Source organism: uncultured Limosilactobacillus sp. (genome assembly GCF_934202235.1).
Taxonomy (GTDB): Bacteria; Bacillota; Bacilli; order Lactobacillales; family Lactobacillaceae; genus Limosilactobacillus.
The window spans coordinates 1-13,117 of sequence record NZ_CAKPXS010000046.1; the positions used below are offsets into that span (position 1 = coordinate 1).

15 protein-coding genes and 1 pseudogene are annotated in these 13,117 nt (G+C 50.9%); 13 read left to right on the forward strand and 3 right to left on the reverse strand.

Features of this window, described 5'->3' with window-relative positions:
• Positions 1–141 precede the first annotated feature (141 nt).
• The 3 genes from Q0E49_RS06765 to Q0E49_RS06775 are packed head-to-tail and all read right to left on the reverse strand — an operon-like array spanning position 142 to position 2,513.
• Positions 142–459 carry a hypothetical protein gene (locus Q0E49_RS06765; RefSeq protein WP_295747339.1) on the reverse strand — a complete coding sequence of 106 codons (318 nt, stop codon included), beginning with the start codon at positions 457–459 and terminating at the stop codon, positions 142–144.
• Positions 460–471: 12 nt separating this feature from the next.
• A complete protein-coding gene (locus Q0E49_RS06770; protein ID WP_295747341.1) occupies positions 472–1,176 on the reverse strand; it encodes a glutamine amidotransferase in 705 nt (234 codons plus the stop codon).
• On the reverse strand, positions 1,176–2,513 hold the full coding sequence (locus tag Q0E49_RS06775) for a Mur ligase family protein (RefSeq protein WP_295747343.1): 1,338 nt from the start codon (positions 2,511–2,513) through the stop codon (positions 1,176–1,178). Before Q0E49_RS06775 ends, Q0E49_RS06770 begins: the two co-directional genes overlap by 1 nt.
• 144 nt (positions 2,514–2,657) lie before the next feature.
• Here Q0E49_RS06775 and Q0E49_RS06780 point away from each other — a divergent pair, with 144 nt between their 5' ends.
• The 13 genes and pseudogenes from Q0E49_RS06780 to Q0E49_RS06840 form a co-directional block, all read left to right on the forward strand.
• Positions 2,658–3,239 carry a thymidine kinase gene (locus Q0E49_RS06780; RefSeq protein ID WP_295747346.1) on the forward strand — a complete coding sequence of 194 codons (582 nt, stop codon included), beginning with the start codon at positions 2,658–2,660 and terminating at the stop codon, positions 3,237–3,239.
• Between the two features lie 9 nt (positions 3,240–3,248).
• The gene (prfA, locus tag Q0E49_RS06785) at positions 3,249–4,331 is read left to right on the forward strand and encodes a peptide chain release factor 1 (RefSeq protein ID WP_295747367.1); all 1,083 of its coding nucleotides are present in this window, start codon (positions 3,249–3,251) and stop codon (positions 4,329–4,331) included.
• Entirely contained in the window at positions 4,324–5,169 is an 846-nt protein-coding gene (gene prmC, locus Q0E49_RS06790; protein ID WP_295747348.1) for a peptide chain release factor N(5)-glutamine methyltransferase, read from the forward strand. The genes prfA and prmC overlap by 8 nt, the downstream gene beginning before the upstream one ends.
• Before the next feature lie 14 nt (positions 5,170–5,183).
• Entirely contained in the window at positions 5,184–6,221 is a 1,038-nt protein-coding gene (locus Q0E49_RS06795) for an L-threonylcarbamoyladenylate synthase (protein WP_295747350.1), read from the forward strand.
• A 112-nt stretch (positions 6,222–6,333) separates the two neighbouring features.
• Positions 6,334–7,569 (forward strand): serine hydroxymethyltransferase, encoded by a 1,236-nt coding sequence (gene glyA, locus Q0E49_RS06800; protein WP_295747351.1) that lies wholly within the window; start codon positions 6,334–6,336, stop codon positions 7,567–7,569.
• A 65-nt stretch (positions 7,570–7,634) separates the two neighbouring features.
• A complete protein-coding gene (upp, locus tag Q0E49_RS06805; RefSeq protein WP_295747352.1) occupies positions 7,635–8,270 on the forward strand; it encodes a uracil phosphoribosyltransferase in 636 nt (211 codons plus the stop codon).
• Between the two features lie 70 nt (positions 8,271–8,340).
• Positions 8,341–9,462: a YibE/F family protein gene (locus Q0E49_RS06810; protein WP_295747354.1), complete on the forward strand. Its 1,122-nt coding sequence runs from the start codon at positions 8,341–8,343 to the stop codon at positions 9,460–9,462.
• Entirely contained in the window at positions 9,449–10,201 is a 753-nt protein-coding gene (locus Q0E49_RS06815; protein ID WP_295747356.1) for a YibE/F family protein, read from the forward strand. Before Q0E49_RS06810 ends, Q0E49_RS06815 begins: the two co-directional genes overlap by 14 nt.
• A gap of 187 nt (positions 10,202–10,388) precedes the next feature.
• Positions 10,389–11,099: a F0F1 ATP synthase subunit A gene (atpB, locus tag Q0E49_RS06820; protein WP_295747358.1), complete on the forward strand. Its 711-nt coding sequence runs from the start codon at positions 10,389–10,391 to the stop codon at positions 11,097–11,099.
• Between the two features lie 46 nt (positions 11,100–11,145).
• A complete protein-coding gene (atpE, locus tag Q0E49_RS06825; RefSeq protein WP_295747360.1) occupies positions 11,146–11,358 on the forward strand; it encodes a F0F1 ATP synthase subunit C in 213 nt (70 codons plus the stop codon).
• A 53-nt stretch (positions 11,359–11,411) separates the two neighbouring features.
• Complete coding sequence (gene atpF / locus Q0E49_RS06830) at positions 11,412–11,921, forward strand: F0F1 ATP synthase subunit B (RefSeq protein ID WP_295747363.1); 510 nt, start codon at positions 11,412–11,414, stop codon at positions 11,919–11,921.
• Complete coding sequence (gene atpH / locus Q0E49_RS06835; RefSeq protein WP_295747365.1) at positions 11,911–12,462, forward strand: ATP synthase F1 subunit delta; 552 nt, start codon at positions 11,911–11,913, stop codon at positions 12,460–12,462. Before atpF ends, atpH begins: the two co-directional genes overlap by 11 nt.
• A gap of 21 nt (positions 12,463–12,483) precedes the next feature.
• Positions 12,484–13,117: pseudogene (locus Q0E49_RS06840) on the forward strand (F0F1 ATP synthase subunit alpha); the annotation flags it as partial.

The window sequence follows — 13,117 nt, forward strand, 5'->3', positions numbered from 1 at the left end:
ATCTTCGTATTGATGCTAATTTTAGCCATAAAAATACCCTCGGAGTTGAATTTCCAACTCTGGGGGTACACGTCAGAAGATTTCATCGAGATCCATTTTTTATTAGGGACTTATGTCACAGCCCCTTTTGTTAGTGGTGTTTTATTGGTGCTGCATTTGCCGTTTGAGCTGATCCATTCGGTGGGTAACGACCGTCTCTAGCAAACAAAGGATGGAGGAGATCAGTAAGAGGTAGTTATCGGGGAGGATGAAGAGGGCTAAGATTAACACCCAGGAGAAAAGGTTCCATTGGTTTTCCATCCTCATGACCTTGTGCCAGCGCTGGCGGAGGTCTTCATCATTAATTTCCTGGTAGTGACTACGGAGGTAACTATTTAACCGGAACTCAACGAAGGAGATCACGATAAACAAAAAGGTGGTAATCCCAGAAAATAAGGTTAAGTTTTCGTTGACGCTCATCATCGGATCCCCCTAAAAGGTCGGTTTGATTTCTAAGGCTTCCTGTTGGCTGAAGTCTTCATCTGGATACTTGTTGTGGAGAGCGGTAAGCAACATTTTTTTAGCGATTTCACCGTTCCGCGTTAAAATCGGCCCGTGGAAATATGAACAGTAGGTCGACTTGTAAATGGCGCCTTCCGTCTTATCTTCGCCGTTGTTGCCGTGACCAGCAAGGACGGTGCCCAGTGGGCGTTCAGACTTACCAATAAAGGTCCGACCATTGTGGTTTTCAAAACCGTGGAGCTTACCCAGCTCTGGGTTTTCAATGACGATATCGCCGATAAAACGGTGGTGGTCCTGGGAAAGGGTGTAGTGGTCCAGGGCACCGATACCAGGGATCTTTTCTCCGTCAGCCCCGATATAATAGTGGCCGAGTAGTTGGTAACCACCGCAAATAGCGATCAGCGGTTTGTTACCCTCGATAAATTTAACCAATTCTGCTTTTTTACCTTGGATATCCTTGGAAATGACCATTTGCTCATAGTCCTGGCCACCACCAAAGAGGGCCAGGTCGAAATCATCGGCAAGAAAGCGATCACCCATACTGATGACCTTGGCGTCAATATCAGTATCCATTTGTTGAGCGTAATACTTCAGCGCCGTAATGTTACCAATATCACCATAAGTATTCATCAAATCCCCGTAAAGGTGGGCGAGTTGTAAGTGATACTTAGCCATTAGTCCATTCCTCCCTTGACCACGCCTTTTTCGGCGAGTTCTTTTCGTAACTGCAGGACAGCCGTGTAGGTGGCAAGAACGTAGACCTGCTTGGTTGGCAGCTGCTTAATCTTGTTAATGACCTTGGTGAGGTCCTTTTCGTGCCAAACGTTGTCGATTCCGGCCATCATCAAGCGGGTGCTGATGTCGCGGTAACGTTCACCACCGGTCATAAATTGCGGAATGTGGTAGTTTTTTAGCTTTTCAAAGTTGCCATCCCAAATCCAGCTGGTATCGATCCCGTCGGCGTAATTAGCGTTTAACAAGAAGACGAAGGAGAATGGTTGCTTCTCCGTCGTGATCATGTCGAGCACCTGGTTAAGCCCGACGGGGTTTTTGACCAGGATGAGGGTGACGGTCTTGTCACCAAGTTGGAATTCCTCCTGGCGGCCGAAAACTCGTTCGTCGGCATTAAAGGCCCGACTAATTTGCGCTGGGGCGACGCCCAGGAAGCGGCCCAGCGAGTAGGCAGCCAGGGCGTTGTAAATGTTATAGGTTCCCCCGATCGCAATGTGAGCCGGGTGGCCATCAATGGCAAAGTCGGAACTATTCGGCGTCTGGTCGGTAACAGCGGTCACCGCATGGGTTAACTGTGGCCGGTGGAAGCCGCAGTGGGGACAGAAGTAGTTCCCCAGGTTGCTGTAGGTCCGCAGGTGGTAGTGCAGGATGTGCTGGCACTTGGGACACAGCAAACCATCCGTGTTTGCAGGCGCCCGCAGGTCATCTTGATAACCATTATCAAAGCCGTAGTAAATAACTGGGTTGGGCAGGTCAACACTGTTGAAGAGCTGCTCGTCACCGTTGGCGATAATCGTTGCCTCTGGCGCCATGCGAATGCCCTTGATAATTTTCTTATAGGTCGTGTAGATTTCACCATAGCGGTCCATCTGGTCACGGAAAATGTTGGTGAGGACAAAGGCCCGCGGCGTGATATAGGAACAAACCATTGCGACGTTGGCTTCATCAACCTCCAGGATGGCCAGCCCCTTCTTATTGATCCGGGGCGCAGTCAAGAAGGTGGTCACAATCCCCTGCTTCATGTTTGAACCTGTCGGGTTGGTTAATACCTGGTTGTATTTTTGCCGGGCCACCCGGACAGACAGGGCGGTCGTCAGGGTTTTACCGTTAGTCCCGGTTACAATTACTAGGTCGTATTTCTTAGCAAAGGCGGTCAGCACGTCAGGGTCAATCCGTAAGGCTAGTTTTCCTGGCAGCGAACTGCCACCGTGGAAAAAGGTATGGAGAAACCAGTAGCTGCTTTTGCCGACAGCTGTGGCGAATGAACTTTTGACAGTCATTTTCAATTCCTTCCGTAAATCGTTTTGTCGCGTTAATTTTAAACGTTCTGCCGATAAAAGAAAAGTAGTTGATCGCCGCCCTGGTCAAGACCGCCGCAATCGACTATAATTAATCTGCTATGCAATGAAGAGGGGGAGAGTAGAGTGGCCCAGCTGTTTTTTAAGTATGGTGCGATGAACTCCGGTAAGTCGATCGACATCTTGAAAGTTGCCCACAACTATGAGGAGCAAGGTAAACCAGTAGAATTGCTAACCAGTGGGGTGGATACCCGTTCAGGCCAGGGAGTGATCGCCAGCCGGATTGGCTTAACCCGGAAGGTAACTCCGGTGATGCACGATACTAATATCTACCGAATGGTCAAACAGTTGGACAAGAAGGTTTACTGTGTCCTGATTGACGAGGCCCAGTTTTTGACCAAGGAGCATGTTTTGCAGTTAACGAAAATCGTTGACGAGCTGAACATTCCGGTGATGACCTTTGGCTTGAAAAATGACTTTAAAAACGAGCTTTTTGAAGGGTCCAAGTACCTCTTAATCTACGCAGATAAAATCGAAGAAATGAAGACGATCTGCTGGTTCTGCCCGCACAAGGCGACGATGAACCTGCGGATTCACGATGGTCAACCGGTTTATGAAGGCGAACAGGTACAGATCGGCGGTAACGAGTCGTACTATCCGGTTTGCCGGAAACACTACTTCCACCCAGTGCTGAAAGGACGGGAATAATAAATGGAAATGGACAAGATTTTTGATAAGCTCCAGGCGGTTGTTGACCGTTATGATGAGCTGAACGAAATGATTTCCGACCCGGAAGTCATTGCCGATACCCCGCGGTTTATGAAGCTGTCCAAGGAAGAGGGCCAGCTGCGGGAAACAGTTGAAAAATACAAGCAGTATCAAAAGACGGTTAAGACGATCAAGGACGATACCGACCTCTTGAATGAAACCGATGACGAGGACCTCCGCGACCTGACCAAGGAAGAGCTGGCTGATGCGCAGGCCAAAAAGGAAAAATTAGAGCAGGAACTGCTGGTTCTGGTTTTGCCAAAGGACCCGAATGATGATAAAAACATCATTATGGAAATCCGGGGAGCTGCTGGTGGTGACGAAGCGTCACTGTTTGCTGCTGACCTCTACAACATGTACCTACACTACGCTGAAAGCCAGGGCTGGCACGTGTCGGTCGTTGACGAGAGCCCGACTGAAGTTGGTGGTTTTAAGGAAATTGTCCTGATGATCACCGGTGACAAGGTTTACTCCAAGCTGAAGTTTGAAAACGGTGCTCACCGGGTTCAACGGGTGCCGGTAACTGAATCGGCCGGCCGGGTTCACACGTCGACGGCGACGGTCGGGGTGATGCCAGAAGCCGAAGACGTTGATATTACTCTGGACCCCAAGGATATCCGGGTGGACGTCTACCGGTCATCTGGTGCCGGTGGTCAGCACGTTAACAAGACCAGTTCAGCGGTGCGGATGACTCACGAGCCAACGGGAATTGTCGTGGCAATGCAGGATGAACGGTCCCAGCAGCAGAACCGGGCCAAGGCCATGCGGATCCTGAAGGCGCGGGTTTACGACTACTACCAGCAAAAAGAAGAAAATGCCTACAACCAACAGCGAAAGGACGCAATTGGGACCGGGGACCGTTCAGAACGGATTCGGACTTATAATTATCCGCAAAACCGGGTTACCGACCACCGGATTGGGTTGACTTTGAACAAACTGGACCGGATTATGGCCGGGGAACTCGACGAGATTATTGACGCGCTGATTATTGCCGACCAGACGAAGAAATTAGAGCAGCTGCGCAATGAATAGCGAGCTGACTTATTTCCAGGCTCAGCAGGGAGCCAAGAGAATGCTGGAAGAGCGGCGAATTGACCCGGATGCGGTTAACTTCGTCCTCGAGATGATGCATGATTGGACGCCGGCGGAACGTTTGTCCCATAACCGCGAAATTATGAGCAAGGATGAGCTCAAGCGGTTTCGGATGGCCATCGACCGGGTTGCTAGTTATGAGCCGCCACAGTACGTGGTTGGTCGAGCGCCCTTTTACGGTCGGACCTTTATTGTTTCACGGAGTGTCCTCATCCCGGAAAGCGAGACGGAGGAACTCGTTGACTGGGTGCTGCACGATAACCCAGCTGACCAGCCACTGTCAGTCTTAGACTTAGGGACAGGCAGCGGCGTGATTGGGATTACCCTCGCCAATGAACGCCCTAACTGGCGGCTGACGATGAGCGATATTTCGGCGGATGCCCTGCGGGTGGCAAAGGCCAACCAGGTGCTTCACGGTGCTAGTGGTCAGCTGGTCATCAGTGATTTGTTTGACGGCTTAGGTGACCAACGGTTCGACCTGATCGTGACCAACCCGCCTTACGTCGCCACTACCGCTGTCAATGAACTCGATGAAGCAGTCCGTGATTACGAACCAGGGCTGGCGCTGTTTGCTGGTAGTGATGGCCTTGCCTTTTACCGCCGTTTATTTGACCAACTGACTGTCCACCTCAAACCGGGTGGTAAGCTTTACGGTGAAACCGGCTATGACCAGGAAGAATCAATTACGCGACTGGCTGAAAATAAGCTGCCGGACAAGCGGCTGACTACTAAGCATGATGTTGCGGACCGGATGAGGATGATTAGAATATGTGGTTAATGAGGAGACCTAAATTGCAACACTTTGATACCCGAATTTTCCAGTTAGATGAAATCGACGCGGCAGCACGGGAAATCCAGCAGGGTCACCTGGTATCGTTTCCGACCGAGACCGTTTACGGTCTGGGGGCTGACGCCACGAATGAGCAGGCGGTTAAGCAAGTTTACCTGGCCAAGGGACGGCCAAGTGACAACCCGTTGATCGTTCATATTGCCTCCCGGGAGATGGCCGAAAAGTACGCGGCCCATATTCCGGATAAGGCATACAAGCTGATGGACCACTTCTGGCCTGGCTCGCTGACGATGATCTTTAAAATCAAGCCGCATTCACTTTCGAAGACGGTCACTGGTGGTTTGAAGACGGCGGCCTTTCGTTTTCCTGATTGCCAGCCGACGCTGGACTTGATCAAGCAAGCGGGGGTTCCGTTAGTCGGGCCGTCCGCTAACACCTCTGGTAAGCCCAGCCCAACGACTGCCCAGCACGTTTATCACGACCTTCACGGTAAGATTGCCGGCATTTTGGATAACGGCCCCACGCGGGTGGGAGTAGAATCCACGGTATTGGATATGTCGGGTGACCATCCCGTGATTCTCCGGCCCGGAGCGGTAACGAAGGAACAAATTGAGGCGGTCATCGGCTCAATTGACCTGAACCACCACCACGTCGGTAAAAACGAGACCCCAAAGGCTCCGGGGATGAAGTACAAGCATTACGCTCCGGCGGCCCAGGTTTACATTGTCGACCCGGGGACGGACTGGGACCAGGTGGTTGACTGGATTAAGCAACAGCCCTTCGATGTTGGGATGATGGCGGAAGAGAAGGTGCTGCAACAGGCCAGCTTACCGATGAACGCTAGCCAGTTTTCGCTGGGCAGTGGGGTCCAAGACGCCAGTGCCCGCCTCTTTGACGGTTTGCGGGAATTTGATGATGAGCAAAACGTGAAGGCAATTGTCTGTCAAGCTTTCCCGGCCAAGGGACTAGGAGAGGCCTACATGAACCGGCTAAATAAGTCGGCTGGTGGGGTCCACTTCACACCGGCGGACAAGTCCTGATAAATAAATGGTTAATAGTTAATAAAGACAGGTAGTGGGGTGACTCACCGCCTGTCTTTTCTTCTGTGATAAAATATGACTAACAGTTGGTCAATAAAAGGAGGCTTTTCCGATGGATTATGGTGGTAAAGATCCGCAGCTTTGGCGGGCAATTGCGGGTGAAGAAGAGCGGCAGCAAGAAACCATTGAGTTGATTGCGTCCGAAAATATTGCTTCTACGGCTGTCCGCGAAGCTCAGGGGTCCGTTTTGACTAATAAGTACGCTGAAGGCTATCCGGGTCACCGTTACTATGGCGGCTGCCGGGAAGTTGACCAGGTGGAGCAATTAGCGATCGACCACGCCAAAAAACTCTTCGGGGCGGCCTACGTCAACGTCCAGCCGCACTCCGGCTCCCAGGCTAACATGGCTGTTTATGCCGCTTTGCTTAAACCAGGCGAGACGATCATGGGCATGGGCATGTCTGCCGGCGGACACCTGTCACACGGGTCAACGGTTAACTTTAGCGGCAAATTGTACCGGGCAGTTGGCTACGACGTTGACCCAGCGACTGAGCGGCTGAATTACCAGGCGATTCGCGAATTGGCTTTGCGGGTGAAACCACAGCTGATTGTGGCCGGCGCCTCTGCTTATAGCCAGGAGATTAACTGGCAACAATTCCGCCAGGTTGCCGATGAAGTTGGTGCCTATTTGATGGTTGATATGGCCCACATTGCAGGACTGGTTGCTACCGGTTATCATCCCAACCCGGTTCCGATCGCAGATGTGGTCACTACCACTACCCACAAGACCCTTCGCGGGCCGCGTGGCGGGATGATTCTTTCCCGTGATTCCCAGCTAGGCCAAAAGATCAATTCAGCGGTGTTCCCCGGAATACAGGGTGGACCACTGGAACACGTGATTGCGGCCAAAGCGCAGGCATTGTATGAAGACCTTCAGCCAGCCTTTCACGACTACATTGGTCAGGTGGTCGCCAATGCTGCGACAATGGCCGATATCTTTACTGCTGATGACCAGCTCCGGGTCGTTGCTGGTGGGACGGTTAACCACCTGCTCGTTTTGGACTTGACGGCGACGGGGCTCACCGGCAAGGATGCCCAGTCGTTACTGGATTCGATTAACATTACGACCAATAAAGAGGGGATCCCGAATGATCCCCGGAGTCCCTTTGTGACCAGTGGGTTGCGCCTAGGGACCCCGGCAATTACTAGTCGCGGCTTTGACGAAGAGGATAGCCGCCAGGTTGCCCAAATTATCTGCCAGGCGCTGCGCCACCCGCTTGATGATGAGCTGCTTGACGAGTTAAGGTGTGAGGTTCATCAACTAACGAGAAAACATCCGCTGGACTAGTTGCACGGCAGGGTGGTTAATGGCTATAATAAGAACGATTTAAATAGGGAAGGACGAAGATTGCGATGGGTAAGTTTGAAGTTTTGGATCACCCGTTGATCCAGCACAAGTTGACAATGATCCGTGATAAGCACGTTGGTACCAAGTTTTTCCGGGAAACTGTCCGGGAAATTGCCACTTTGATGGCCTACGAAGTTTCGCGTGATATGCCGGTGAAGGATGTTGAAATTGAAACGCCAATGGGAAAGACCACCCAAAAGGAACTGGCCGGCAAGAAAGTCGCCATTGTGCCGATCCTGCGTGCCGGGTTGGGGATGGTCGACGGCATCACCGACCTGATTCCAGCGGCCAAGATCGGGTTCATTGGGATGTACCGTGACGAGGACACGTTGCAGCCGCATGAATACTTTGTCAAGCTGCCTAACGACATTACTGAACGGCAGATTTTCATCGTTGACCCGATGCTGGCAACCGGTGGTTCCGCGATTGACGCAGTCGGCGCCCTTGTTAAGCGTGGTTGCGAACCAAAAAACATGAAGTTTGCCTGCCTGGTTTCCGCCCCAGAAGGTGTGAAAGCCTTCCGTGACGCTTACCCGGATGTTGATCTTTACACCTGTGCCCTTGATGACCACCTGAACGAGGATGGTTACATTGTTCCCGGGCTGGGCGATGCTGGTGACCGGCTTTTCGGTACCAAGTAAGTTGAAAATAAGCAACAGACCGTGACAGCTGTCACGGTTTTTTCTTTTAAGCAAGTGAGGCGAGCAAAAGGTGAAATTCAAGGGGCGCCAATGGTGGTTGTGGCTAATAATCATGTTGCTGGTCGGCGGGGGGCTCTTCCTGTTGACTAAACATGATGCCTGGCTGTATTCGCGACCGGTAGCAGTTGTCACCCAGGCTGACACGACGAGCCGTCAACGGCAAAGCGACCAGTTCAAGAATACCGACTACCTGGTTGACCAACGACTGAAAGTGCGACTACTAAATACCCGTTACCGTGGGCAAACGTTAGTCGTACGTAATCACTACACCGTTTCAAAAACCATGTCGTTGCACTATCAACGGGGTGACCAGGTCTTTTTAAACCAGCTGCAGGCAAAGCACGGCCGCCTTTCCGCCATGGTGAGCGGGCTGAAACGTGACGTAGTGATGGTGATGCTGGTCTGGCTAGTGGTCGTCATGCTGGTACTGATGATGGGACATGCCGGGTTACGGGCCCTGGCTAGTTTAGTTGCCAATACGGCGCTGTTTATTCTGGCCATTAATCTTGATTTGAAGTGGCAAGGACGCGGCGTCCTCCTGCTCTTCAGCTTGTTAGCGGTGGCCTTTACGGTGATTAGTCTGCTGTTAATTATGGGACCGACCCGCAAGATGCTGGCGGCATTGTTAGCAACAGTTGTCGCCACGACCGTCGCGGTGACCCTGTCCTGGCTGCTGATTGTGCTGACCCACGAGCGCGGCTTGTACTTTGAATCGATGATGTATGTGACCCAGGTACAGCGACCGCTCTTTATTGCGGAAACCCTTCTCGGCTCACTCGGGGCGGTGATGGATGTTAGCAGTGATATTGTGGCAACCCTCTTTGAAGTAAAACGGCTCCAACCAACGGCAACTCGTCACCAGCTACTGGTGGCTGGCCGACGGGTGGGTCAGCAAGTGATGGGACCGTTGACCAACGTCTTGATGTTAATTTTTGCTGCAGAGATGTTGACCAGCAGTGTTCTTTTTCTGCGCAATGGCAACTCCTGGGGGTACACGTTTTCCATGACCATGAGCCTGGGAATTACCCAGAGCCTGGTGTGCGGGATTGGGATTATTCTTGCCATTCCCCTGACCAGCTGGTTAATGGCCTCGATGATTGGGAAAGGAGGGTGGTCGAATGAGCACAATTAGTTTACTGACAGTCGTGCTGCTGGCACTAATGGTGATTGTTGGCGGGCGGCAGGGCTGGAGCGCCTTTTGGAGTCTCCTGCTTAATTTCTGCTGTCTCTTTTTTGCCATCGTCCTCGTTTCCTGGGGACTTTCGCCGTTGTGGATCACCCTCTTAGCTGGCATATTGATCTTGGCCCAGACTATCTGGCTGGGCGTTAGCGACGGGTTTATTGCTAAGCAGGCGTTTTGGTCGTCGCTGATTGTCTTTATTGTCTTGTTTGCCCTGGTCACTTTCGTGGAATACGTAGCAAAAGTACCCGGCTTTGGCGTGGAAGATACTGACGCGTTGGAAGGGATGTCATTGTCAATCGGGGTGTCTTACCCGCAAATTGCGGTGATGGTTGCTGCTCTCTGCTCGCTGGGGGCGATTGCCGAGGCTGCCATCTCGGTGGCCGCGGGGATGGCAACACTCTTGGATGATGGCAAGTTAACAGCGGGTCAGTCACTGTTTCATGCTGGGATGCAAATTGGCCGGCAAATAATTGGGACGGCCCTTAACACATTATTTTTTGGCTTTTTTGGTGGTTTCCTAGCTTTATTCATCTGGTTTGCAGGACTAGGTTATTCCTTTTTGACGGTGATCAATGATAAGGTTTTCGTCAACGAAATAATCATCGTTTTGGTGTCCTTTGTGGGTGTTTTATTAACTGTTCCGGTCACTGCATGGCTGGTTTCAGGACATCAGCGTCCCTCACAATAAAGTGTCCAACAGATGTATAAATATTAGTAAATGTCCCATTTGTAAACGCTTAAATAATTTTGGATCAGCGCTTTATCGGGCGCCAGTTCTATGTTATATTATTATGCGTAACTGGGAAAACAGGTCTTGGCTGGTCCCAAATTACAAACCAACTATTATTGTTATGAAGAAAAGAGGTGGAATGTAAATGGGCGGTGATGCTTATACCTTTAAGCTTTTTGGCCTCACCTTTAATTGGACAAACGTCATTTCTTGTATTGTTGTCTGCGTAGTCGTCTTTTTCTTGATGTTCGCGCTCTCGCGGCACGTCACGATGAAGCCGAAGGGCGGGCAAAATGCATTGGAGTGGCTGATTGACTTCACTAACTCTATTGTCCGGGGGCAATTCACGGCTGATACTGCAGGATTCTTCGAGTTCTTTGTCTTTATCCTGTTTGTCTTCCTGTTTGTCTCTAACCAGTTAGGACTGTTTGTCCAGATTGGTTGGGATGGTCACGACTTGGTCAGGAGTCCAACTGCTGACCCCGTGATCACGTTAACCTTCTCCATGAGTGCGATCCTGTTGTCACACTTCGCGGGGATGACTCACCGGGGTCTGAAAGAGTACTTCAAGGGCTATGTCCAACCAAATGCAATTATGATGCCGATTAATTTTATTGAGGAGTTTAGTAACTTCTTAACACTGGGTCTCCGGATCTTTGGTAACATCTATTCTGGTGAATTGCTCTTGAAACTGCTTGGTCAGTTAGCCTTTTCTCACGGGGTACCGACCATCCTGGTCAGTCTGCCAATTGAAATGGTTTGGCAAGGCTTCTCGGTCTTCATTGGTGCCATTCAAGCTTATGTCTTTGTAACATTAACATCGGTTTATATTTCTCGGAAGGTCGTTGGCGAATAATCGATGGTCAACACCTTTACCACATATTTTTAGGAGGATATTTATTATGGGTGCAATTTCTGCAGGTATCGCGGCAGCCCTCGCTGCTATTGCCGCTGGTTTCGGTAACAGTATTGTTATTAGTCACACGGTTGACGCTATGGCTCGCCAACCAGAAATCGTTGGTGACCTTCGGACGACTATGTTCATCGGTGTCGGCCTGATTGAAGCCGTCCCGATCCTGGCCATCGTTGTCAGCTTCCTGGTCATGAACAAGTAATCTTGGATTTCTCAATTCAAGACAAATCGTTGAACAGGAGGAGGTGTCAATAGATGTTTGTCTTAGCTGAGTCCAATCAGTTATACGTGGGCGATATGCTGTTTTACCTGATTTCGTTTCTGATTTTGGCGGCGTTGGTCTGGCATTTTGCTTGGAAGCCGGTGACCCAGATGATGGAAAAGCGGGCAAAGCGGGTCGCTAACGATATTGACAGTGCCCAGAAGAACCGCAAGGAAGCCGCAGCATTAGCCGCCCAACGGCAAGCTGAATTAAAGGGTTCTAAGCAGGAAGCGGCACAGATTGTTAGTGACGCCAAGAAGTCTGGTGAAAATCAACGCACCAAGATTGTCGAGGCGGCCCAAAATGACGCTGCCAGCATCAAAGCACAGGCAGCAACCGACGCTGAACAGGCTCGTCAAGATGCGCTGCTCAGTGCCAAGGACGACGTAGCAAACTTATCTGTTGAGATTGCTTCCAAGCTGATTCAAAAGCAGTTGAATGCTAATGATCAACAAGCATTGATTGATTCATACATTGAAGGGCTGGTAAAACATGAAGCTTGATAAGAAAACGGTCGCCCGCCGTTACGCCCGGGCTCTCTTCGAGCTCGTCGACGAGGCCGGTCAACTCGACCCGACTTATCAAGAACTACTGGCGCTTCGCCAGGTGATCACTGCCAATCCACAGCTGATTCCTTCATTGATGGGGGTTCAGCTAACTGCCGCCCAAAAAAAGCCGCTGGTTGAGGCGCTTAAAAATGGTGCTTCTCAGCCGGTTACCAATCTTGTACAGATGGTGTTTGACTATGGGCGTATGAATGACTTGGTCGCAATTATTGATGAGTTTGAACGGCGGTACGATGCCCACTACCAGCGGGTACACGCCGACGTGGTTACTGCGGTTCAACTTGATGACTCCCGGAAAAAAGAATTATCAAACGCCCTGGCGCAACGCCTTGGCGCTTCCGAAGTGGTGTTAAGCGAAAGCGTTGACCCTTCGATTCTTGGTGGAGTGATTGTTAAAACGGCGAGCCAAACCCTTGACGGGAGCGTTCGCACCAAGATTGAACAAATTCGTCGGTTGCTGGTTAATAAAGATGTTTGATAATGAAGAGGTGAAATCCGTATGAGCATCAAAACTGAGGAAATCAGTTCACTCATCAAGAAGCAGCTCGCTGGTTACCAGGACGAGATTGCCGTTGCCGAAACTGGGACGGTAACTTACGTTGGTGACGGGGTTGCCCGTGCTGATGGCTTGGAAAATGCCATGGCTGGTGAGTTGCTCGAATTTAGCAATGGCGTCTACGGAATGGCCCAAAACCTCGAAACCAGTGACGTTGGTATCGTCGTATTGGGTGATTTCACCGGGATTCGTGAAGGCGACACCGTCAAACGGACGGGTCGAATTTTGGAAGTTCCGGTTGGCGATGAATTACTAGGACGGGTTGTTGACTCCCTGGGCCGGCCAATTGACGGTCTGGGCGATATTAAGACAACTAAGTCCCGTCCAATTGAAAAGAAGGCTCCTGGTGTTATGCAGCGGAAGAGTGTTTCTGTCCCACTGCAGACCGGGATCAAGGTTATTGACGCGCTGGTACCGATTGGCCGTGGTCAACGTGAATTGATCATCGGTGACCGGAAGACCGGGAAGACGTCAATTGCCATCGATACGATTATTAACCAAAAGGGTAACGGGATGATTTGTATCTACGTTGCCATTGGTCAAAAGGAATCAACGGTTCGTTCCCAGGTTGAAACCC